General features: G+C 72.7%; 16 protein-coding genes. 4 read left to right on the top strand and 12 right to left on the bottom strand.

Features of this window, described 5'->3' with window-relative positions:
* Positions 1-11 precede the first annotated feature (11 nt).
* From EEW87_RS05235 to glnA, 5 genes are all read right to left on the bottom strand, one after another.
* Entirely contained in the window at positions 12-2354 is a 2343-nt protein-coding gene (locus EEW87_RS05235; protein WP_123093360.1) for a cytochrome P450/oxidoreductase, read from the bottom strand.
* Between the two features lie 103 nt (positions 2355-2457).
* Positions 2458-3135 (bottom strand): IclR family transcriptional regulator, encoded by a 678-nt coding sequence (locus EEW87_RS05230; RefSeq protein WP_068275154.1) that lies wholly within the window; start codon positions 3133-3135, stop codon positions 2458-2460.
* Between the two features lie 72 nt (positions 3136-3207).
* A complete protein-coding gene (locus tag EEW87_RS05225) occupies positions 3208-4275 on the bottom strand; it encodes an LLM class flavin-dependent oxidoreductase (protein WP_123093359.1) in 1068 nt (355 codons plus the stop codon).
* A gap of 28 nt (positions 4276-4303) precedes the next feature.
* Positions 4304-5431, bottom strand: coding sequence for a DNA polymerase IV (locus EEW87_RS05220; protein ID WP_192826119.1), 1128 nt, complete (start codon positions 5429-5431; stop codon positions 4304-4306).
* A gap of 202 nt (positions 5432-5633) precedes the next feature.
* Positions 5634-7058 (bottom strand): type I glutamate--ammonia ligase, encoded by a 1425-nt coding sequence (glnA, locus tag EEW87_RS05215; RefSeq protein ID WP_123093358.1) that lies wholly within the window; start codon positions 7056-7058, stop codon positions 5634-5636.
* A gap of 208 nt (positions 7059-7266) precedes the next feature.
* Here glnA and EEW87_RS05210 point away from each other — a divergent pair, with 208 nt between their 5' ends.
* On the top strand, positions 7267-7647 hold the full coding sequence (locus EEW87_RS05210) for an RDD family protein (protein WP_163562382.1): 381 nt from the start codon (positions 7267-7269) through the stop codon (positions 7645-7647).
* Between the two features lie 157 nt (positions 7648-7804).
* Here the strand turns inward: EEW87_RS05210 and EEW87_RS05205 are convergent, their stop codons facing one another.
* Positions 7805-8527: a DUF4191 domain-containing protein gene (locus EEW87_RS05205; protein ID WP_068275170.1), complete on the bottom strand. Its 723-nt coding sequence runs from the start codon at positions 8525-8527 to the stop codon at positions 7805-7807.
* A 13-nt stretch (positions 8528-8540) separates the two neighbouring features.
* Positions 8541-9569, bottom strand: coding sequence for a lipoyl synthase (gene lipA, locus EEW87_RS05200; protein WP_192826120.1), 1029 nt, complete (start codon positions 9567-9569; stop codon positions 8541-8543).
* A 204-nt stretch (positions 9570-9773) separates the two neighbouring features.
* Here lipA and EEW87_RS05195 point away from each other — a divergent pair, with 204 nt between their 5' ends.
* Positions 9774-10193 carry a pyridoxamine 5'-phosphate oxidase family protein gene (locus EEW87_RS05195; RefSeq protein ID WP_123093355.1) on the top strand — a complete coding sequence of 140 codons (420 nt, stop codon included), beginning with the start codon at positions 9774-9776 and terminating at the stop codon, positions 10191-10193.
* A 25-nt stretch (positions 10194-10218) separates the two neighbouring features.
* The gene (locus EEW87_RS05190) at positions 10219-11745 is read left to right on the top strand and encodes an ATP-dependent DNA ligase (RefSeq protein WP_240341655.1); all 1527 of its coding nucleotides are present in this window, start codon (positions 10219-10221) and stop codon (positions 11743-11745) included.
* Between the two features lie 72 nt (positions 11746-11817).
* On the opposite strand, the gene treY is transcribed toward EEW87_RS05190, so the two are convergent.
* From treY to EEW87_RS05170, 3 genes are read right to left on the bottom strand one after another with little or no spacing between them, the layout of a single operon-like run.
* On the bottom strand, positions 11818-15996 hold the full coding sequence (gene treY, locus EEW87_RS17210) for a malto-oligosyltrehalose synthase (protein WP_318825906.1): 4179 nt from the start codon (positions 15994-15996) through the stop codon (positions 11818-11820).
* Positions 15993-16700, bottom strand: coding sequence for a lipoyl(octanoyl) transferase LipB (lipB, locus tag EEW87_RS05175; protein WP_123093354.1), 708 nt, complete (start codon positions 16698-16700; stop codon positions 15993-15995). The genes treY and lipB overlap by 4 nt, the downstream gene beginning before the upstream one ends.
* 43 nt (positions 16701-16743) lie before the next feature.
* Entirely contained in the window at positions 16744-17475 is a 732-nt protein-coding gene (locus EEW87_RS05170; protein WP_123093353.1) for a Type 1 glutamine amidotransferase-like domain-containing protein, read from the bottom strand.
* Between the two features lie 67 nt (positions 17476-17542).
* Here EEW87_RS05170 and EEW87_RS05165 point away from each other — a divergent pair, with 67 nt between their 5' ends.
* Positions 17543-19210, top strand: coding sequence for a serine/threonine-protein kinase (locus EEW87_RS05165; protein ID WP_123093352.1), 1668 nt, complete (start codon positions 17543-17545; stop codon positions 19208-19210).
* Positions 19211-19251: 41 nt separating this feature from the next.
* Here the strand turns inward: EEW87_RS05165 and EEW87_RS05160 are convergent, their stop codons facing one another.
* Positions 19252-20154: a TIGR01777 family oxidoreductase gene (locus tag EEW87_RS05160; RefSeq protein WP_123093351.1), complete on the bottom strand. Its 903-nt coding sequence runs from the start codon at positions 20152-20154 to the stop codon at positions 19252-19254.
* A 5-nt stretch (positions 20155-20159) separates the two neighbouring features.
* Positions 20160-22076, bottom strand: coding sequence for a 2-oxoglutarate dehydrogenase, E2 component, dihydrolipoamide succinyltransferase (gene sucB / locus EEW87_RS05155; RefSeq protein ID WP_123093350.1), 1917 nt, complete (start codon positions 22074-22076; stop codon positions 20160-20162).
* Between the last annotated feature and the right edge of the window lie 108 nt (positions 22077-22184).

Raw genomic sequence — 22184 nt, 5'->3', positions numbered from 1 at the left:
GGGGAGTCGGGTCAGAGGCCGAGCACGAGGCGGTCGCCCGCGGCGCGAGAGCAGCAGGCCATCATCCGGCTGCACTCCCGTCGCTCGGCGGCGGTGAGGACGACGTCGCGGTGGTCGACGTCGCCCCGCAGGACGGGCACCTCGCAGGTGCCGCACAGCCCCTCCTGGCAGTTCGAGGGGATCTGCACGCCGGCGTCGCGCAGCGTCTGCAGCAGCGTGCGGTCGCGGGGCACGACGAGGTCGACGTCCGAGTCCTCGAGGTGCACGGCGAACTCGTGCTCGTGCTCGGGGTCGAGCTCGCCGAGAGCAGACGCGAAGTGCTCGACGACGAGAGCGTCCTCGGGCCAGGTCTCGGTGCTTGTCGTGAGCACGTCGATCATGCGCTGCGGACCGCACGCGTAGACGTGCACGGCACCGTCGCGGGCGTCGTCGTCGAGATCGGACATGAGGGCCCGCAGGTCAGCGCGTGTGCCCTCTGAGGAGCAGTGCACGTGCAGGCGGTCGCCGTGCTCGAGGAGGAGCTCGTCGAGGAAGGCCATGGCGCTGCGGTCACGGCCGAGGTAGTGGATCTCGTACGGCACACCGTCGCGACGCGCCTGGCCGGCCATCGACCGGATCGGTGTGATGCCGATGCCGCCGGCGACGAAGACGTACCGACGGGCAGCCGAGGGCAGTCGGAAGTGGTTGCGCGGTCCGCGGACCGTGAGCACATCCCCTTCGGCCACCTCGTCGTGCACCCACGCCGAGCCGCCGCGCGACTCGTCCTCGCGTGCGACGGCGATCTCGTAGCGGTCGGGGCGGGGCACGTGAGGCAGCGGGCACCCGGGCGGCTGGACGGGCGACGGGGGCGTCCCGCACAGGGAGTACTGCCGCACGACCCCGGTGTCGCCGCACTCGACGTCGACGTGGGAGCCGGGGGTGAAGGCGGGCAGGGGGGTGCCGTCCGCGCTCTCGAGGACGAGGTGGCGGACGCCCTTCGCGACGTCCGCGACGCGCACGACCCGCATCGGACGGCTGTGGTGCGCGGACGTCGGCTCGCCGATGTTGACCTCGACCCGCGGCTGCAGCACCGTCGGGTCACGGCGTTCGGGGTTGGCCGTCGGGTCCCACTCGACCCAGAGGTGCTCCGGCCCGCGGAAGCTGGTGTTCGGCACGTAGGTGAAGTCCTGCTCTGCCAGCCTCATGTGCGGCAGCCGACCGGTGAGCTCCTCGAGGAAGATCTGCATCTCCATGCGGGCGAGGTTCTTGCCGAGGCACTGGTGGGCGCCGTACCCGAAGGTGAGGTGGTCGGCGGCGTCGTCACGGCGCACGTCGACGAGCTCCGGGTCCTCGAAGCGGCGCGGGTCGTGGTTGCCCGACGCAGACACCATGAGGATGCGCGCCCCCTCGGGCAGAGCCACGCCGCCGACCTCGGTGGGCCGGGTGGTGATGCGCCGCCACGCCGCCTGCGACCCGTTGTGGCGCAGGCACTCCTCGACCGCGTTCGGGATGAGGCTCGGGTCGGCGCAGATCTGGTCCCAGACCTCGCGGTTCTCCAGCAGCAGCTTGACGGCGTTGGCGATGCCGTTGGCCGTCGTCTCGTGGGCCGCGACGATGCCGGCCATCATCATCGAGTGCAGGTAGGAGTCGGTGACGACCTCGGGCAGCTCGCGCTGGGTCCGGATGCCGTACTGCATCCACCCCGTGTCGTCCGGGCGCTCGCGCATACGGTCGAGCACCTCGCCGGCGTACTGCCAGAAGTTGCCGACCGCGTGGGCGACCGCGACCTGCTCCTCGGGCTGCGGGCGGCCCCACGTGTTGACGGTGTGCGCGACCGAGTACTCCCGCAGCGTCGGCTTGTCGTCGTCGGGCACGCCGAGGAACTCCAGGGCCACGGTGAGCGGGATCTCCCAGAACATCTGGTTGACGAGCTCGGCCCGGCCGTCGTCGACGAAGCGGTCGACGTGCTCGCGCACGAGACGACGGACCATCGGCTCGTGGTGGGCGAGGTGCTCGGGTGAGAAGGGGCCCATGAGCGCCCGGCGACGCTCCATGTGCGCCGGCTCGTCCTCGTTCACCAGCGTGCGGGCCATGCCGTAGTCGTAGGACCGCAGGACGTCCTCGGCCTCGCGGCTCGTCGGCGTGATCTTCTCCAGCGCCACGGCCGGCGAGAAGGTGATGTTGTCGCGGAAGATCGCCTTGATGTCGTCGTAGCGCGTGACGACCCAGTAGTCGAGCACGGGGCTGTAGAAGACCGGCTCGCTCTCGCGCGACCACGCGACATAGGCGGGCGGGTCCTGCTGGTAGCCGTCGCCGAAGGGGTCGAAGGCGGCGGCGCGGCCTGAGACCTCCGTCGTGACAGGGCAGTTCGTCATGCGGGCACTTCCTTGTGCGGATATTGCACTTCTGTGTGCGTTCAGCGCACAACGTAGTGCGCGGGGAGTGCACCGTCAAGGGTGGGGACGTGCGGCGGGGGCCTCAGTACAGCCGGGCGATGCGCGCGCTGGCCTCGCGCAGGACCGGGAGCAGGTCGTCGACCGGGAGGTCGTCGGGCGAGCCGAGGGTGATGACGCCGATCGAGCTCTCGACCTCGGTCACCGAGGAGCCGCCGGTACCGACCGCGACGCCTGCGGTGCCGGGCTGCACCTCGCCCCGCGAGATCGCGTACCCGCGCTCGCGGGCCGTGCGCACCGCGACACCGTCGGACGGGCCGGCCGGACGCTGGGCGAGGATGGCCACGCCGTCGGCGCCCTGGGTCAGCGGGTGGCGTCCGCCGACCTGGTAGCTGATGCCGATCGAGCCACGAGCGGCCGGCTCGGCGACCGCGATCGCGACCGACTCCTCACGGTCGGCGATCGCGACGAAGGCGGTGTGCCCTGTGCGGTCCGCGAGGTCCTGGACCACCGGCTGCGCCGCAGACCGGTACTGGCTCATGAAGCGCCCGGCGACGACGAGTGCCCCGCTGCCCAGCCGGTAGAGGCCGTCCTCCCCCTTCGTCACGAGGTGGCGCTGCTCGAGGGTGGCGAGGATGCGGTAGGCGCCGGCGCGATGGACGCCGAGCGCGTCCGCGAGGGCGGCGGGCGAGACGCCCCCGGCCCGGCGCGACACGATGTCGATCGCCTCGAGGCCGCGGTCGAGCGTCTGGAGGGTGCTCATGGTCTGCGTCGTCCTTCCGCCGGCACGAGGCGGAGTCTACGCAGCGGCGTCAGGCGCGCTGCGGTGGTCGTCTCAGGCGCCGGCGCCGGCCTCCTGCGCGAGGAGCTCACGGACGCGGGGAGCGACGCTCGTGCCGAGGAGCTCGATCGAGCGCATCATGTGCTCGTGCGGCAGACGGCCGTGCGAGTACTTGAGGTCGAAGCGCTGGACGCCGAGCAGGCGCACCGTCCGGGCGATCTTCTGGGCCACCGTCTCGGGGGAGCCGACGTAGAGGGCGCCGTGCTCGACCTCGCGCTCGAAGTCTCCCGGCTGGGCGGGCGGCCACCCGCGCTCGGCGCCGATCGTGTCGCGGTTCTTCGTCCAGTGCTCGCGCAGCTCGTCGCGCGCCTGCTCGTCGGTGTCGGCGACGTGGCCGGGGGAGTGCAGACCGACGGGCAGCGCCGGGTTGCCGAGCTGGGCGTTGGCCTGGTGGTAGAGCTGGACGAAGGGGGCGAAGCGCTCGGCGTCGCCGCCGATGACGGCGAGCATCAGGGGCAGGCGGTAGCGCGCGGCCCGCACGACCGACTCCGGCGAGCCGCCGACGGCGATCCACGCCGTGAGCCCGGCGGCGGTGCGGGGGAAGACCTCCTGGTCGACGAGCGGCGGTCGGGTCGAGCCCTGCCAGGTCACCGGGGTCTCCTCGAGCAGCCGGGTGAAGAGGTCGAGCTTGTCGCTGAAGAGCTCGTCGTACTGGCGCAGGTCGTGACCGAAGAGGGGGAAGGACTCGGTGAAGGAGCCACGCCCGAGGATCACCTCGGCCCGCCCGCTCGAGATGGCGTCGAGGGTGGCGAAGCGCTGGAAGACGCGGATCGGGTCGTCCGAGCTGAGCACGGTGACGGCGGTGCCGAGACGGATGCGCTGCGTGGCGGTGGCCAGACCGGCGAGCACGACGTCAGGGGCGGAGATGGCGTAGTCGGGCCGGTGGTGCTCGCCGACGCCGAAGAAGTGCAGCCCCACCCGGTCGGCGAGGACGCCCTGCTCGACGACGTGCCGGATCACGTCCGGGTAGGTCTCGGTGCGCCCCTGCGCGTCCTGCGTCACGTCACCGAAGGTGTCGATGCCGAGCTGCAGCCCGGCCCCCGTCTCGCTCGTCTCAGTCATGGCGGCCAGAACGGCGGCGGGGCGTCGCTCATTCCTCGGCAGACGGCTCCGCTGCGGCGGGGCCACCCCGGCCGGTCGTCCGCGGCCTCTCGTAGCCGCCCTCGGGCGGCACCATCTCGGCTCGCACGCCGAGGAGCCGGATGGGGCGGTCGTCGTCGAGCGCGCGGAGGAGCTCGGTCGCTGTCCGGGCGATGACGAAGGGGTCGTCCGTCGCCTCGGGCAGGGTGCGGATGCGCGTCGTCGTGAAGAAGGGGGCGAAGCGCACCTTGAGATGCACGCGCTGGCACGCTCGACCCTCGGCGCGGATGTCCTCGACGACGTGCTCGGCGAGGGTGTGCAGGGCGGCCTCGACCTCGGCGGGGTCGGTGAGGTCGTGCTGGTAGGTCGTCTCGCGCCCGTGGGCGCGGGGGACCCACGGGGTGTCGTCGACGACGTCAGGTCCTTCGCCGCGACCGAGCCGCCCGTAGTGCGGGCCCATCCGGGGTCCGAACTCGCCGGCGAGCACCGCGTCGTCGGCTGCGGCGAGCTGGTCGACGGTCTCGTAGCCGTGGGTCGCCAGGCGAGAGCCGATCCGGCTGCCGACGCCCCACAGGGCGGTCGTGGGGCGGGCCCCCATGACCTGCGACCAGTTGCTGCGGGTGAGGAGGAAGACGCCGCGCGGCTTGCCGAGGTCGGTGGCGATCTTCGCGCGGACCGTCGTGTCGCCGACGCCGACCGAGCAGTGCAGCTGAGTGGCCTCGAGCACGGCGGCGCGGATCGCCTGGGCATAGGCGACCGCCTCTGCCTCGCCCTCCTCGACGTCCGCCCCCTTCGTCTCGATCCCGACGAAGGCCTCGTCCCATCCGAGGACCTGGACCGTCGCTCCCGGCTGGTCGCGCAGGGTCTCCATGACGACGGCAGACGCGGCGTCGTAGGCGGGCGCGTCGACGGGGAGGAAGACGGCCTGCGGGCAGCGGCGGACGGCGATCTTCAGCGGTATGCCCGAGCGGATGCCGAACTCCCGTGCCTCGTACGACGCGGTCGAGACCACGGCCCGCTCGCTCGGGTCACCTCGCCCGCCGACGACGACGGGCAGCCCCGCGAGCTCCGGGCGCCTCAGCACCTCGACCGCCGCGATGAACTGGTCGAGGTCGACGTGGAGCACCCAGCGCGCCATGGGTGTCAGTGTGCCCCGAGCCCCCCGGCCCCACCCCCTCTCGCGAGGTATGGAGATCGGTCGTCACATGGTCTGGATCTCGACCGATCGCCATACCTCGGCGAAGGGGGAAGCGCCCGGCGCGCCCTCGCCGGAGCACGACGAAAGCCCGGCACCCCTGAACGGGGGCCGGGCCTTCGTCAGCACTGCTCAGATGCTCGACTCAGATGTCGAAGTACATCTCGAACTCGTGCGGGTGGGGACGCAGCTGGAGCGGAGCGACCTCGTTCTCCTTCTTCCAGGTGATCCACGTCTCGATGAGGTCCTGGGTGAAGACGTCGCCCTCGAGCAGGAACTCGTGGTCCGCCTCGAGCGCGGCGAGGACGCCGGGGAGGGTCGTCGGGACCTGCTCGATGGCCTCGTGCTCCTCCGGGGGGAGCTCGTAGAGGTCCTTGTCGATCGGGTCCGGCGGCTCGATCCGGTTGCGGATCCCGTCGAGGCCGGCCATGAGCTGCGCGGCGAAGCACAGGTAGGGGTTGCTCGACGGGTCCGGCACGCGGAACTCGACGCGCTTGGCCTTGGGGTTGCTGCCCGTGATCGGGATGCGGATGCAGGCCGAGCGGTTGCGCGCGGAGTACACGAGGTTGACCGGGGCCTCGAAGCCGGGCACGAGGCGGTGGTAGGAGTTCGCCGTCGGGTTGGTGAAGGCGAGCAGCGCCGGGGCGTGCTTGAGCAGACCGCCGATGTACCAGCGGGCGATGTCGGACAGGCCGCCGTAGCCCTGCTCGTCGTAGAAGAGCGGCTCGCCGTCCTTCCACAGGGACTGGTGGGTGTGCATGCCCGAGCCGTTGTCGCCGAAGATCGGCTTCGGCATGAAGGTCACCGTCTTGCCGAGATCCCAGGCGGTGTTCTTGATGACGTACTTGAACTTCATGACGTCGTCGCCCGCACGGAGCATCGTGTTGAAGCGGTAGTTGATCTCCTGCTGACCCGCGGTGCCGACCTCGTGGTGGCTGCGCTCGACCTCGATGCCGACCTTGGCGAGGTTGACGCACATCTTGTCGCGGATGTCGGCGAAGTGGTCGACCGGCGGGACGGGGAAGTAACCGCCCTTGAAGCGGGTCTTGTAGCCCTTGTTGCCGCCCTCCTCCTCACGACCGGAGTTCCACGCGGCCTCGATCGAGTCGAGGTGGTAGAAGCTGCTCTGCGCGTCGGTCTTGAAGCGCACGTCGTCGAAGGCGTAGAACTCCGCCTCGGCGCCGAAGAAGGCGGTGTCGGCGATGCCGGTCGACTTCAGGTAGGCCTCGGCCTTGGCGGCGATGTTGCGCGGGTCGCGCGAGTACGGCTCACCGGTGAAGGGGTCGACGATGGAGAAGTTCATCACCAGCGTCTTCTCCTCGCGGAAGGGATCCACGAAGGCGGTCTTGACGTCGGGCACGAGCTTCATGTCGGACTCGTGGATCGCCTGGAAACCCCGGATGGAGCTGCCGTCGAACATCTGCCCCTCGGTGAAGAAGTCCTCGTCCACAGTCTCTGCCGGCACGTTGAAGTGCTGCATGATGCCCGGCAGGTCGCAGAAGCGGATGTCGACGAACTTGATGTCTTCGTCCTTGATGTACGACAGGACCTCGTCAGCGTTGCTGAACAATCCATCCTCCTGGTGATGTCGGCTGATCTGTCGGCCAGCCTCGCGTTGATGCGACCACCGTAGGTCGGGGCAGTTACCCGACCATGACTCGTGTGTTTCACAGGTGTTACGTGAGACGGCGGTCCCGATCCGTGAGACACACAGTACCGAGGAGGGGCCTGCGAAGGGGGAGCGGTCCCGTCATCCGGCACGGCTACCCTTCGTAGCCGTGACCTCCTCGACCTCCACGCCCCGGCCTGCGGGCCTCGGACGACGTCTCGTCGGCATCGTCATCGACTGGGCCGCGTGCCTGGCCATCACCTTCGGGCTCATCGGGCAGGTCGTCGAGATCACCCCGACCGGGCAGAGCTTCTACCCGCTGCTCGTCCTCTTCGTCGAGCACGTGCTGCTCGTGACCTTCGCCGGCGGGTCCCTCGGGCACCGGGTGCTCGGCATGCAGGTCGTCCCGGTCGCCCGCCCCCGGATCTCGGTCGTCCAGGGGGTCGTGCGCGCCGCGCTGCTGTGCATCGTCATCCCCGCCGTCGTCACCGACCGCGACAACGTCGGCCTCCACGACCGCGCCGCCGGCACGAGGCTCGTCCGCGTCTGAGTCTTCGATGGTTGAGGTGCGAGCGCCAGCGAGCCTCGAAACCATCCGGACCCGTGGTCTCGAGGCTCTGGCCCTAGCGGGCGCGTCGCACCTCGACCGACGAACGACGAAGCCCCGAGACCAACGGTCTCGGGGCTTCGTCGACGTGCGGTGACGGTCAGCGGCCGCGGAGGGCCTTGCGGTTCATCCGGGCGGAGGTGGGGTCGACGCCGGCGGGGATGCCCTGGCGGATGCCGGGCAGCGACTTCAGGCGCTTGTTGACGACGATGAGCTCCTGCTTGGACAGCGCCGGCTTGAGGCGGGTGAGGGTCCAGCGCATCTTCTGCACGGGGAGCTCGCCCTCGCCGGTGCCCACGTGGTACGTGTACACGGGCACGCCGGGGGCGACGCGCACGACCTTCTTGCGCTCCTTCTCCAGCAGCTTGGCCGCGCGCCCCTTCGGGCCCTCGGCGAGCAGGACGACGCCGGGACGACCGAGCGCCCGGAAGACGATGGCCGCGTTGTCGAGCTCCTGGGCGCGGGCCGCGTCGGCCGCGACCGGCTCCTGGTCGTAGTACCAGCCACGACGCAGCGCGGACAGGCCACCGAGCGCGGCACCCTTCTGGCCCTCCATCTGGCGGAAGGCGGCACGCTCACCACGACGGGCGAGGACGATCATCGCCGCGAGCATCGCTGCCGGCACGGCGACGATCATCGTCAGCCACGGGTGACCGAAGGCGAAGCCGATGAGCAGCCCGACCGCGATGACGAGGACGAAGGCCCCGAGCATCCACAGCGTGATCTTCGGGTCGATCGTGCGCACGGTGCGGTGCACCTGCGCGATGCGCTTGAAGGGGTTGCGGGTCTCGCTCGGAGCTGCCGGGGTGTCCTGTCGTGCCATAGTGCGCCCGATCCTACGCGGTGGCCGCGCCGGTCTTGCCCGCCGCGAGGAGAGACGAGGCCTCCTGGCGAGCGGACCCGGTGTCCTCGGCGAGGTGGGCGAGCTCGGCGGGGATCTCGCGACCCCAGCGGCGCATGGCCCCGACGTAGAGACGGCCGGCGCGGTAGCTGCTGCGCACGAGCGGCCCGGCCATGACGCCCTTGAAGCCGATCTCCTCGGCGAGCTCGCTCCAGTGGACGAACTCCTCGGGCTTGACCCACCGGTCGATCGGGTGGTGGGTCGGGGAGGGGCGCAGGTACTGGGTGATCGTGAGGATGTCGCAGCCGGCCTCGTGCAGGTCGCGGATCGCCTGCTCGATCTCGTGGTCCTCCTCGCCCATCCCGAGGATGAGGTTGGACTTCGTCACGAGCTCGGCCTCGCGGGCCATGGAGAGCACCTTGAGCGACTTGTCGTAGGTGAAGGCCGGGCGGATGCGCTTGAAGATGCGCGGCACGGTCTCGAGGTTGTGGGCGAAGACCTCGGGCCGGGCGTCGAAGACCTGGCTCACGAGCTCGGGCTTGGCGCCGAAGTCGGGCGGGAGGATCTCGACACCGGTGCCGGGGTTGAGCGCCTTGATCGCGCGGATCGTCTCGGCGTACAGGCGCGCGGCGCCGTCGGGCTGGTCGTCGCGGGCGACGCCGGTGACGGTGGAGTAGCGCAGACCCATCTGCTGGACGGACTCGGCGACGCGGCGCGGCTCGTCCATGTCGAGGCTCGTCGGGCGACCGGTGGCGATGTCGCAGAAGTCGCATCGTCGCGTGCACACGTCACCGCCGATGAGGAAGGTCGCCTCGCGGTCCTCCCAGCACTCGAAGATGTTGGGGCAGCCCGCCTCCTGGCAGACCGTGTGCAGGCCCTCGGACTTCACCATCGAGCTGAGCGCGGTGTACTCGGGGCCCATCTTCGCCGTCGTGCGGATCCAGCTCGGCTTGCGCTCGATCGGCGTCTCGGCGTTGCGCGCCTCGACGCGCAGCATGCGGCGGCCTTCGGGTGCGACGGTCAACGCAAACCCTCCTGGGTAGATCGGGTGTGGGCGGCGAAGGGGGTTCGTGGCCCAGGTCACCAGGGTACGCCCGGTGGGGGACGCCCCTTCGCCCCGCGGTCGCGGAGCAGCCCGACAGGTACAGCGTCGACGGGGTCGCAGATCTTCCCTCCTAGTACTACAGTACGTAGTACTAGGAGGGACCCAGTCGAGGAGGCACCTGAGATGACCGACGTCACCACGAGGCTGAGCAGCCAGGAGTGCTGGGGGCTGCTGCGCCGTCACGAGCTCGGCCGGCTCGCCTTCCACCTCGCCGGCGAGGTCCACATCACCCCTGTGAACTACGCCGTCGACGGCGAGACGATCCTCTTCCGCACCGCCGAGGGCAACAAGCTGCTCGGTGTCGTCATGGACAGCGACGTCGCCTTCGAGATCGACGGGATCGGCGCGCACGAGGCCTGGTCGGTCGTCGTGCGCGGCTCCGCCCGCGTCCTCGAGGGCCAGGAGGGCTACCGGGCCGAGTCGATCCCCCTTCGCCCGTGGGTCGGCAGCGACAAGCACACGGTCGTCGAGATCTCCGCCGACGAGGTCACCGGACGACGCTTCGCGCTCGACAAGCCGTGGGAGCACATCGGGCGCGGCTGACGGTGGTGCGGCATAGCGTGGCCGCGTGAGCGAGCCGATCCCGCTGAGCCGTGTCGTCGAGGTCTCCCGCGCCGTGGGGGCCACCCGGTCGCGCACGGCCAAGACCGAGCTCGTCGCGCAGGTGCTGCGCGAGACGCCGCCCGCCCAGGTGCGCACCGTCGCCTCCTGGCTCGCCGGTGCCCTCCCGCAGGGACGGGTCGGCGTCGGCTGGCGCAGCCTGGCCGACCTCCCCGTGCCCGCAGCCGCTCCCTCGCTCACGGTCGCGGAGGTCGACGACACGCTCTCCGCGCTCGCCGGCACGACGAGCCGCACCACGCGCACCCAGCTCCTCGCCGAGCTCTTCGGCCGGGCGGGCGAGGACGAGCAGGACTACCTGCGCCGACTGCTCCTCGGCGAGGTGCGGCAGGGCTCGCTCGAGGGGGTGCTCCTCGCCGCGGGTGCGCTCGCCGCCGACGTGCCCGAGCCGACGCTGCGCCGCGCGGCCATGCTCGCGGGCGACCTGCCGCACGCCGTCGAGCTCGCCCTGACGACCGGCGCGGAGGGGCTGGAGCAGGTGCGTCTCGAGCCCGGCCGGGCGATCCAGCCGATGCTCGCCGGGTCGGCCGCGGAGATCGAGGAGGTGCCCCAGCTCGTCGCCGGCACCCCCGTCGTGCTCGACACGAAGGTCGACGGCATCCGGGTGCAGGTGCACAAGGACCCCGCGGGCCGGGTGCGGGTCTACACGCGCAGCCTCGACGACATCACCGAGCGCGTCCCCGAGGTCGTCGAGGTCGCCGAGGCGCTCGACGCCACCACCCTTGTCCTCGACGGCGAGGCCATCGCGCTGCACCCCGACGGCCGGGCGCGTCCCTTCCAGGAGACCGGGGCGCGGACCGCGTCGAGCCGCTCCGTAGAGGCGCTGCGCGAGGCGACCCCGCTGACGACCTTCGTCTTCGACGTCCTGCACGTCGACGGCCGCGACCTGCTCGACGAGCCGTACGCGACCCGGCGCGAGGTGCTGCTCGAGCTCGTGCCGGAGTCGTCACGGGTGCCGGGGCTGCTCACCTCCGACCAGGGCGAGGCGCGGCGCTTCTTCGACGAGGCCGTCGCGTCCGGCCACGAGGGCGTCGTCGTCAAGGACCTCGACGCCCCGTACGCCGCCGGGCGGCGCGGCAGCGCGTGGACGAAGGTCAAGCCCCGCCACACCCTCGACCTCGTCGTCCTCGCGGTCGAGTGGGGCAGCGGCCGTCGTCGTGGGCTGCTGTCGAACATCCACCTCGGGGCGAAGGGGGAGGACGGCGAGCTCGTCATGGTCGGCAAGACCTTCAAGGGGATGACCGACGAGACGCTCGCGTGGCAGACCGAGCGCTTCCTCGCGCTCGAGACCGGGCGCGAGGGCCACGTCGTGCACGTCGACCCGGTGCAGGTCGTCGAGATCGCCGTCGACGGGGTGCAGACCTCGCGGCGCTACCCGGGCGGGGTCGCGCTGCGCTTCGCGCGGGTCCTGCGCTACCGCGAGGACAAGACCGCCGAGCAGGCCGACACCATCGAGACGGTCCGGGCGCTGGGGTAGCGCGTCACGGCGAGGGCGGGTGGTCTCGAGGTTCAGGCCTGGCGGCCCTCGCACCTCGACCAGCCAGGCCGCTCAGGACCGGCGGAGGACCGCGCAGGCGTCGGCGGGGACGACGAGGGTCGAGCCCTCGAGGCTCGCCTCCCACGCCGCGAGCAGCTCGACGTCGCCGACCTCGAGGCGCACTGCCTCGGTGCCGAGGTTGACGACGACGTCGCACGCGCCGCGGTGCATCGTCACGACGTCGCCGTCGCGCTCGACCGATCCGCTCGTGAGGTCGGCGTCGGAGAGGTCCGGCACGCCGCGGCGCAGGCCGACGAGGGTGCGGTACCACTCCAGCACCCGGGCATGGGGCTCCTGCGTCGTCTCCTCCCAGCGCAGCTGCGAGTCGCGGTAGGTCTGGGGCGACTGCGGGTCGGGCACGTCACCACCCCAGCCGTGCGCGGAGAACTCCGTCGCCCGACCGCGCGACACGGCCTCGGCGAGCTCGGGCTCGGTGTGATCGGTGAAGTACTGCCACGGGGTCGAGGCGCCCCACTCCTCACCCATGAAGAGCATCGGCGTCCACGGCCCGGTGAGCAGCAGCGCGGCCCCGCACGCGAGGCGACCGGTGCTCACGAGGTGGGTGAGGCGATCCCCCTTCGCGCGGTTGCCGACCTGGTCGTGGGTCTGCAGCGAGGCGACGAAGCGCCAGCCCGGCGTCCGCTCGGGGTCGACCGGGCGTCCGTGCGTCCGCCCGCGGAAGCTCGAGTAGGTCCCGGCATGGAAGAAGGGGGTGGCGACGAGGGTGTCGAGAGCCTCGGGCGCGGCGAAGTCCTCGTAGTAGCCCTGGGTCTCGCCGGTGAGCAGGACGTGCAGGGTGTGGTGCACGTCGTCGGCCCACTGCCCGGCCAGGCCGAGCCCGCCGAAGCCCCCGGCCGACCGCGGCACGACCGTCGCGGGGTCGTTGCGGTCGGACTCGGCGACGAGCAGCAGCTCGCGGCCGAGCTTGTCGGCGAGGTCGTCGACGGCCTCGGCGAGCTGCTCGAGCACGTGCACCGCGCTCTCGTCGACGAGCGCATGGACGGCGTCGAGCCGCAGCGCGTCGACGTGGAAGTCGCGCAGCCACATGAGCGAGTGGTCGACGAGGTAGCGGCGGACCTCGTCGGCGCGGGGGCCGTCGAGGTTGAGCGCCGGGCCCCACGGGGTCATGTGGGTGTCGGTGAAGTACGGCCCGAAGCGGATGAGCGTGTTGCCGCTCGGCCCGAGGTGGTTGTGCACGACGTCGAGGCAGACGGCGAGCCCGCGCGCGTGCGCGGCGTCGACGAAGCGCGCCAGCGCCTGCGGACCGCCGAGGTCGGGGTGCACGGCCCAGATGTCGACGCCGTCGTAGCCCCAGCCGTGGTGGCCGGGGTAGGTCGCGACCGGCATGAGCTCGACGACGGTGACTCCGAGGTCGACGAGGTGGTCGAGTCGCTCGACCGCGGAGTCGAGCGTGCCCTCGGGCGTGAAGGTGCCGACGTGCAGCTCGTAGATCACCGCACCGCGAAGGGGGACCCCCTGCCAGTGCTCGTCGGTCCACGTGAAGGCGGAGGTGTCGACGACCTGGGAGAGACCCATCGGCCCGTCCGGCTGCGCGAGCGAGCGCGGGTCGGGCGAGGTCTCGCCGCCGTCGAGCGAGAAGCCGTAGCGCTCGCCGTCGACCCGGTCGGCGCCGCTGCGCCACCAGCCGCCCTCCTCGCGGGCCATCGGCTCGCGGGTCTCACCGCCGTCGCCCGCCCGCACGAGCTCGACCTGCTCGGCGTCCGGCGCCCACACGCGGTGGGGGCCGAGGTCAGCCGGGGTCTGCTCCTGCGCGGCGGCGGCCGCGGTGCCGATGGTGGCGACGTCCGCGTCGGGCTCCTCGAGCACCAGCAGCGCGACGGGGGCCTGCGCGAAGACGTCGGCGCAGCGCAGCGCACCGCCGTCGTGCACCGCACCGCTCAGCACGTCGGTCCACCGACCGGGGGAGAGGTCGACCCCTTCGTCGCCCCACCCGCCGGCGTCCTGGAGCCGCCCGGGCGCCCGGGTCACGAGGACCGCGACGCGGCCCGAGCGCACGAAGCCGGTGACGTGCTCGGAGCCCGTCGTGACCGGCTCGTACGTCGCCTCGCCGCCGAAGAGCTCGGGGTGGTCGTGCCGCAGCCGCAGGGCGGTCGCGGTGAGGTGCAGCTTCTCGAGGTGCAGGCTCGCCTGCGGGTCGGTCTCGGAGGCGTCGAGGTCCGCGAGGTCGGCGAAGCGACCGGCGAAGTCGACGGGGCGACGGTTGTCGGGGTCGACGAGGGAGAGGTCGACACCGGCGCAGCCCTGGTAGACGTCGGGCATGCCCGGCAGGGTGAGCTGGAGGAGCTTGGCCGCGAGCACGTAGGCGCGCACGTCGTCGCCGAGCTGCTCCTCGGCCGCGTCGAGCGCCTCGCGCACCGGCCCGCCGCGGTTGGCCCGGGTCGCGAAGTCGATGACCCGCGCCTCGTGCTCGGGGTCGCCGTCGACCCACGCGGTGCGCTCCTTGCCCTCGCGCATCGCCTTCGTGAGGTACTCGCCGAGGCGCTCGTCGGTGAGGCCGCGCGCGCCGAGGAGGGTCTGCCACACGAGGTGCGCGGTGGGCCGGTCGACGCCGGCCTCGTCGGCGGCGCTCGCCGCGACCTCGGAGAGCTGGCGCCACAGCTGCGGGCGCCCGGCAGCGGCGAGGACGCGGGCTCGCACGTCCTCGCTGCGCTTCGTGTCGTGGGTCGACAGCGTCGTCATCGTGCGCGGCCAGTGGGCCTGCGCGTGCCGGGCCCAGTCGTGCATGAGCTCGGGAGAGGCGTCCGCGACGACGTCGGGGTCGCTGCCCACCTCGTTGAGCGCGACGAGACGGTGCCAGCGGTAGAAGGTCGTGTCCTCGATCCCCTTCGCCATCACCGGGCCCCACGTCTGCTGCAGGCGCACGCCGAAGTCCGTCGCCGCGGCCTCGTCGTCGGCGAGCAGGGTGAGGGGGCGAAGGGAGTCGAGCTCGGCCGCGAGGTCGGGGCGGGCCGCGAGCGCCCGCTCGAAGGCCTCGTCGATGCGCTCCTGGTCGCTCGGCGCCGGGCGCTCGTCGGGCCGAACGTAGGCGCGGTAGACCTCGCCGGCGACGAGGATCTCGACGACGGCGGCGCGCAGCCGGTCCGGCGCGAGACCCGGCAGGGCCTCACGGGCGCGTCGGGTGAGCCGCTCGACCTCGGGGGCGAGCGAGCGGTCGACGACGTGCCGCTTCGCGGTCTCGACGGCGTCGTCGAGCGAGGCGGTGCCGCCGGTCGCGGCCCACGTCTCGTCGAGCGTCGGCGCCGAGGCGGGGTCGGTGAGCGCGGCCTGCACGACGCGCAGCGCGTCGTAGCCGGTCGTGCCGGCGCAGCGCCAGTCGTCGGGCAGGCGCTCGGTGCCCTCGAGGATCTTCTCGACCCAGATGGGGGTGCCGGGGCGGCACGCGGCGGTCAGCTGGTCGAGGTACCCCGTCGGGTCGGCCAGACCGTCCGGGTGGTCGACGCGGAAGCCGTCGATCGCCCCTTCGTGGTGGAGCTCGAGGAGCAGCGCGTGCGTCGCGTCGAAGACGTCGTCGAGCTCGACGCGCACGGCGATGAGCTGGTCGACCTCGAAGAAGCGGCGGTAGTTGAGCCACTCGTCCTTGTGCCGCCAGTGCTCGAGCCGGTAGTGCTGGCGCGAGAGCAGCTCGGGCAGGTCCTCGGTGTCCTCGCTGCCGAGCACGAGGGGCAGGACGTGGTCGCCGTAGCGGATGACGGGGCGACCCTCGTGGACGTCGCGGGTGATCTGGCCGTCGGCGACGAGCTCCTCGAGCGGGGCGCCGAGGACGGGCAGGCCGAGACGACCGCCGCCGGCCTTCCAGTCGATGTCGAACCAGTGCGCGGTCGGGGCGTCGCGCCCCTCGGTGAGGACCTGCCACAGCGGGGCGTTGAGGTGCTCCGGCGAGGGCAGCGCCATGTGGTTGGGGACGACGTCGACGACGACACCGAGGTCGTGCTCGTGGGCGGTCGCGACGAGAGCGCGGAAGCCCTCGACGCCGCCGAGGTCGGCGCTGACCCGGGTGTGGTCGACGACGTCGTAGCCGTGGGCGCTGCCCGGTGAGGCCTGGAGGATCGGCGAGAGGTAGAGGTGGCTGACGCCGAGCGTCGCGAGCATCGGCACCTGGGTCGCCGCGTCGGCGAAGGTGAAGCCCGCGTGCAGCTGGAGTCGGTAGGTGCCGGTGACGGGCCGGCTCACGCGGCGCCCGTCGCGGAGGCGGTGGCGGTGGGGGCCGACGCGGTGGCGTCCGGCGCGGTGCTGATCTGACTCGACCAGTCGAGGACCTCGGCGAGGTGGCGCTCGACGAGCGGCAGCACCTCGGCGACGGTGATCTCGCGGCCGGCCTCGCGGGAGAGCGTGGAGACGTCGGCATCGGGGATGCCGCACGGCACGATCGACTGCGCCCAGGACAGGTCGCAGTCGCAGTTGAGCGCGAAGCCGTGCATCGCGACGTCGCGGCTCACGCGGATGCCGATCTGCCCGACCTTGCGGTCACGGCCGCGCTCGTCGGCGAGCACCCAGATGCCCGAGCGACCCTCGACGCGGGTCGTCTCGACGCCCACGTCACGCGCGACGCGGATCATCATCTCCTCGAGCCGGCGCACGTAGGCGACGACGTCGACGGGGTCGGGCAGGTGGACGATCGGGTAGCCGACGACCTGGCCCGGCCCGTGCCAGGTGATCTTGCCGCCGCGGTCGACGTCGATGACCGGGGTCCCGTCGAAGGGACGCTCGTGCGAGACGGTCCGCTTGCCGGCGGTGTAGACCGCGGCGTGCTCGAGCAGGAGCACGGTGTCCTCGCGCTCGCCGGCGACGACCTGCGCGTGCACCTGCTTCTGACGCTCCCAGGCGTCCATGTAGTCGACGAGATCAGGGGAGAAGCCGAGGTGCTCGAAGCGCATGTCTCGGAGCCTACGCCGCTACCGGGCGGTCATCTGCCGCCGTCTACCGGGCAAGCTCGACGGTCGGCAGCGCGACCTCGACGGCCGCGCCGTCGTCCCCCTTCGTCACGCGGTAGCAGCGCGCCCCGGGCCGCTCCGTGACGCACCCGACGAGCTCGGTGCCCTCGTAGTGCAGGCCGGCGCCGTCGTCGGTGCAGTGCGTCTCGCCGAAGGTGCCGTCGGCGACGAGACGGTGGATCGTGGGGCGCCGGCGTGCCTCGGAGTCGTGGTGCACGCCGTTGTCGAAGGGGAGCAGCCCGAGACCGTCGCGCACGGCCCGCAGCTCGGGGCCGAAGGAGTCGGTCGTCCCGCCGCGGAACCAGCAGATCGAGCCCGCGCTCACCCCGGCGAGGACGACGCCCGCCTCCCACACCCGGCGGAAGGTCTGCTCGAGCCCGTGGACCCGCCACACCGCGAGGAGGTTGGCGACCGACCCGCCGCCGACCCACACGACGTCCTGCGCGAGGAGGTGGGCCTCGACGTCGTCGAGCGTCGGCATGGGGAAGAGGTTGACGTGGGTGAGCTCGACACCCGCGCGAGAGGCGGCCTCGCCGAGCTGGGCGTTGAAGGAGCGCTGGTCCCCGCTCGCCGTGCCGAGGTGCGCGACCCGGGGGCGCCCCTGCGGGCGGGAGAGCCCGATGGCGTGGTGGACGAGCGGGCCGAGGGCGAGGTCACCGCGCTCGGGACGGGCGTAGCCGCCGGAGGTGGCGAGGATCGTCGGCTCGGCAGCGGTCATGCTCCTGTCCTAGCAGGCCTGTGGATGACTCCGCGGCGAGGTCGGCCCCCTCGGGCAGCCTGGAGGCATGGACGAGTCGCCGCACCCCGTGAGCACGCTCGACCCCACCGCCGACCTGCCGCACGTGCCCGGCTACCGGGTCACCCGCCGGGTGGCGCGGGGCGGCACCTCGACCGTCTACCGCGCCCGGCGCGAGAGCGACGACTCCCTCGTCGCGCTCAAGGTGCTCGACGCGGATGCCGACGAGCGCGCCCTGCGCGAGCACGAGCTGCTCGCGCAGAGCGCCCTGGAGCACTGCGTCGGCGTCCACGGGTGGGCGACGACGCAGGGCGAAGGGGGACCCCGCCCCGTCCTCGTCCTCGACTGGATGGCGGGCGGCAGCCTTCGAGACGTGGTCGGCGCCCGCGGCTTCCTCAGCGCGGGGGAGTGCGTGACCGTGCTCGTGCCGCTCGCCACCGCGCTGGGGCAGCTGCACCGGCTCGGCGTCGTGCACGGCGACGTCAGCCCCGGCAACGTCCTGCTCGACTCGACCGGGCGCCCGGTGTGGTCTGACCTCGGCTGGTCGCGGCTCGTCGGGGTCGACCCCGGTGAGGCCGACCTGTGGGGCACCGAGGGGTACGTCGCGCCCGAGGTGGCCCTCGGCCGGCAGCCCTCGGAGGCGAGCGACGTCTTCGGGCTCGGCGCGATCGCCTGGGCCTGCCTGACCGGCGCGGCTCCGGGCCACCGGGCGACCCGGCCGGTCCTCGCCGAGGTGGCGCCACAGGCGCCGCCGGAGCTGCGGGCGGTCGTCGAGGAGTGCCTCGAGCCCGACCCCGCCGCCCGGCCCGACGTCGACGACGTCGCCGCCAGGGTCTTCGCCGCCGCGGACGCGCAGCCGCTCGTCCTCGTCGTGCCCTGCGACGTCGACAGCTCGCTCACCCGGCGCATCCGCGAGGCGGCGGTGGCCGACACCCACCCCGACGACCTGCCCGTGTGGGAGCGCGACCTCACCCTCGAGGAGCCGCGCCGCTGGTGGCGGCCCTGGCGACGCGACGACGAGATCGACCTGCGCCGCGACGAGCCGGTGCCGACGTCACGGACGGGTGGGCGGCCCGCTCCGGCCGGTCGGCGTCACGCCGCGGGGGAGCGCAGCCGTGGTGCGCACGCGGGTGCCGTGGACCGCTCGACCGTGCGCTCGTGGGTGCTGCCCGGAGCAGCTCTCGCGCTCGCCGTCGTGCTCTCGGTGCTCGTGCCCTGGGAGCGGCTCGCCCAGGCCGAGCAGGCGCCGGGGGCGTCGACGTCGAGCACGTCGGGCTCCGGAGGCGGTGCCGCGGCGGGGGAGCCGGCCGAGGGCGAGGCCGCGCTCGACCCCCGCGCTGCGCGGGAGCGACCGGCCGAGCTCATGACGGAGCTGGCGAGGCTGCGCGCCCGGGTGCTCACCGAGCAGGACACCGACCTGCTCGCCCGTCTCGTCGTGCCTGGGTCGCCGGCCGAGCGGGCCGACCGCGTCGTGCTGCGCCGGCTCGCCGAGGGCGGGCACCGCTACACGCGGCTGGCCCACCGCGTGAGCGGCGTGTCGCTCGTGCGCAGCTCGAGCAGCACCGACGTCGTGCTCCGCGCGAGCATCGCCACCTCGGCGTACTCCGTGAGCGGACCGGCGGCGCGACGACGCCCGGCGCAGCCGGCCGTCATCACCGACGTGCACCTGACCTACCGCGACGGGCGATGGCGGGTGGTCGACCTGCGCCAGCCCTGACCCGAGTCGTCAGCGCTGTCTGGCCCGAGGCCAGTGCCGGGTCAGTCCTGTTCGCGGAGCATCCAGCGAACCAGGGTGGGCAGATCAGGGTGCTCCCACGCGAAGCCGCCGTCGGACAGCCGGGTCGGTAGCACCCGGGTGGAGGAGAGGATCTCGCCGGCGAACTCGCCGAGGACGACCCGCAGGGCCGGCGAGGGGGCAGGAAGCAGGGCGGGGCGGTGCAGCTGGCGCCCGATCTCGCGCGCGACGTCACGCTGGCGGTAGGGCTGCGGCGGGGCGAGGTTGACCGGGCCCTCGACGTCGGAGTCGAGGAGCCACACGAGCGCCGCGACCTCGTCGTCGAGGGAGATGAGCGGCCACCACTGGCGGCCGCGGCCGAGCGGCCCGCCAAGACCGAGACGGCCCAGACGCAGCAGCGGTCCGGTCGCGCCGCCGTCGCGGGTGGCGACGAGCCCGGTGCGGGCGTGGGCGACCCGGACGCCGCCGTCACGCGCGGGGTCGGCGGCCTCCTCCCAGGCCCGGACGACCTCGGTGAGGAAGCCGTGGCCCGGTGCGGAGTCCTCGGTGAGCACCTCGTCGGCGCGGTCTCCGTAGATGCCGATGGCAGACCCGGCGACCATCCGGGGCACGCCGGCCGAGGCGGCGGCCCGGGCGAGGGTGCGGGTGGTCTCGACCCGCGAGGTGAGGATGAGCTGCTTGTACGACGGGGTCCACCGCTGGTCGCCGACCCCGGCGCCGGAGAGGCAGACGACCGCGTCGGCGCCCTCGAGCACGGCTGGGTCGAGCTCACCGCTCGAGGGGTCCCAGCGTCGCTCGTCGCCGGACCTCGGCTCGCGCCGCACGAGACGGACGACCTCGGTGCCGCGCTCGCGTAGAGACGCCGAGAGCGCGCTGCCGATCAGACCGGAGGACCCGGCGACGACGACGCGCTCTCGGACGTGCATGCTGCTCAGGCCTCGAAGCTGCCCTCCTCGAGACGCGCCTTGACGGTCCCGAGGAAACGAGCGGCGTCGGCGCCGTCGACGACACGGTGGTCGTACGACAGGGCCAGGTACATCATCGAGCGCACGGCGATCGTCTCGCCGCCGTCGGCGTCGGTGACGACGATCGGACGCTTGACGATCGCGCCGGTGCCGAGCATGGCCACCTGCGGCTGGTTGAGGATCGGGGTGTCGAAGAGCGCACCCCGGCTGCCGGTGTTGGTGATCGTGAAGGTGCCGCCGGACAGGTCGTCCGGGGTGATCTTGTTGGCGCGGGTGCGCTCGGCGACGTCGGCGATGGCGCGCGCCAGACCGGCGACGTTGAGGTCACCGGCGTTCTTCACGACCGGGGTGAGCAGACCGCGCTCGGTGTCCACGGCGATGGAGAGGTTCTCCGAGCCGTGGTAGACGATCTCCTCGCCCTCGACGCTGGAGTTGACGACCGGGTGCTGCTTGAGCGCCTCGGCCGTCGCGAGCGCGATGAAGGGCAGGAAGGACAGCTTCGTGCCCTCGCGGCGCTCGAAGTCGGCCTTGGTGCGGGCACGGACCCGGGCGATCTTGGTCATGTCGACCTCGACGACCGTCGTCAGCTGGGCCGAGACCTGCAGCGACTCGACCATCCGCTGTGCGATGACCTTGCGCAGGCGGGTCATCTTCTCGCGGGTGCCGCGCTTGCTCGGCGAGACGCTGCTCTCCATGCCGCGGGGCGGGGTGCTCGAGGACGCCGGGGCCTGCGCTGCCGGGGCCTGGGCCGCGGGAGCGCTCGGCTGCTCGGCGGGGGCGTTCTTCGCACGGGCCGCCTCGAGGACGTCCTCCTTGCGGATGCGGCCGCCGACGCCGGAGCCCTGGACGTCGGCGAGGTCGATGCCGTTGTCGGCCGCGAGCTTGCGCACGAGCGGGGTGACGTACTTCGACGCGTCCTGGGGGGCGCTGTCGCCGGAGGCGGGAGCCGAGGTGCTCGAGCCCGAGGCCGGGGCCTGCTGGGTCGCCGCGGACTCGCCACCGGTGGAGGGGGCGGACTGACCGGCCGGCTGGTCGGCGACGTCGCCGCCCTCGCCGTCCTCGGGGAGGGACTCGTCCTTCTGGGCGCTGTCGTCGGTGTCCTCGGAGGAGGCGCTCTCCTGCGCCGGCTGCTCCTTCGGGGCCTCCTGCTTCGGGGCCTCTTCCTTCGGGGCCTCCTGCTGGGGCTCCTCCGCGGAGGCGGAGCCGCCGCCGGACCCGCCGATGACCGCGAGGTCGGCGCCGACCTCGACCGTCTCGTCCTCCTGGACGAGGATCGAGGTGAGCGTGCCCGCGACGGGCGAGGGGATCTCGGTGTCGACCTTGTCGGTGGAGACCTCGAGGAGCGGCTCGTCGACCTCGACCTCGTCGCCCTCGGCCTTGAGCCAACGGGTGACGGTGCCCTCGGTGACGGACTCGCCGAGCGCCGGCATCTGGACCTTCTGGCCCTCGTCGGTGCTCGCGGTCTCGGCCTGGGGCTTCTTGGCGGGCTCGTCCTCGGCGGTGCTCGGCGCGGTGGCCTCCTCCTCCGCCTCGGCCTGCTGCTCCTGCGTGTCGGCGGCGTCCTCGCTCGCGGCGGGGGACTCGGCCTCCTCGTCGGCGCTGTCGTCGGCGCCGCCCTCGTCGGAGCCGGAGCTCGCGGGGGCGTCGCCGTCACCGATGACGGCGAGGTCCGCGCCGACCTCGACGGTCTCGTCCTCCTCGACGAGGATCTCCTGCAGGGTGCCCGCGACGGGCGAGGGGATCTCGGTGTCGACCTTGTCGGTCGAGACCTCGAGGAGCGGCTCGTCCACCTCGACGCTGTCGCCGACGCTCTTGAGCCATCGAGTCACGGTGCCCTCGGTGACGGACTCCCCGAGGGCCGGCATGGTCACGCGCTCTGACATGGCGTTGTTTCTCCTTCGTCGACATCACGCTGGTCGCGGTCGTTGGGTCTCACACTCTCACGCGGACAGGCTCGATGGAGAGCCAGGTCACGTGCTGGCTGCCCATCT

It is taken from the genome of Janibacter melonis (assembly GCF_003721155.3).
Lineage (GTDB): Bacteria > Actinomycetota > Actinomycetes > Actinomycetales > Dermatophilaceae > Marihabitans > Marihabitans melonis.
This window is presented reverse-complemented; position numbering and strand designations above follow the sequence as displayed.

Bases quoted from the DNA above. Each gene is read 5' to 3' on its own strand.
- EEW87_RS05235 (WP_123093360.1), bottom strand. From the start codon at position 2,354: ATGACGAACTGCCCTGTCACGACGGAGGTCTCAGGCCGCGCCGCCGCC.
- EEW87_RS05230 (WP_068275154.1), bottom strand. From the start codon at position 3,135: ATGAGCACCCTCCAGACGCTCGACCGCGGCCTCGAGGCGATCGACATC.
- EEW87_RS05225 (WP_123093359.1), bottom strand. From the start codon at position 4,275: ATGACTGAGACGAGCGAGACGGGGGCCGGGCTGCAGCTCGGCATCGAC.
- EEW87_RS05220 (WP_192826119.1), bottom strand. From the start codon at position 5,431: ATGGCGCGCTGGGTGCTCCACGTCGACCTCGACCAGTTCATCGCGGCG.
- EEW87_RS05205 (WP_068275170.1), bottom strand. From the start codon at position 8,527: ATGGCACGACAGGACACCCCGGCAGCTCCGAGCGAGACCCGCAACCCC.
- EEW87_RS05195 (WP_123093355.1), top strand. From the start codon at position 9,774: ATGACCGACGTCACCACGAGGCTGAGCAGCCAGGAGTGCTGGGGGCTG.
- lipB (WP_123093354.1), bottom strand. From the start codon at position 16,700: ATGCGCTTCGAGCACCTCGGCTTCTCCCCTGATCTCGTCGACTACATG.
- EEW87_RS05170 (WP_123093353.1), bottom strand. From the start codon at position 17,475: ATGACCGCTGCCGAGCCGACGATCCTCGCCACCTCCGGCGGCTACGCC.
- EEW87_RS05165 (WP_123093352.1), top strand. From the start codon at position 17,543: ATGGACGAGTCGCCGCACCCCGTGAGCACGCTCGACCCCACCGCCGAC.
- EEW87_RS05160 (WP_123093351.1), bottom strand. From the start codon at position 20,154: ATGCACGTCCGAGAGCGCGTCGTCGTCGCCGGGTCCTCCGGTCTGATC.
- sucB (WP_123093350.1), bottom strand. From the start codon at position 22,076: ATGTCAGAGCGCGTGACCATGCCGGCCCTCGGGGAGTCCGTCACCGAG.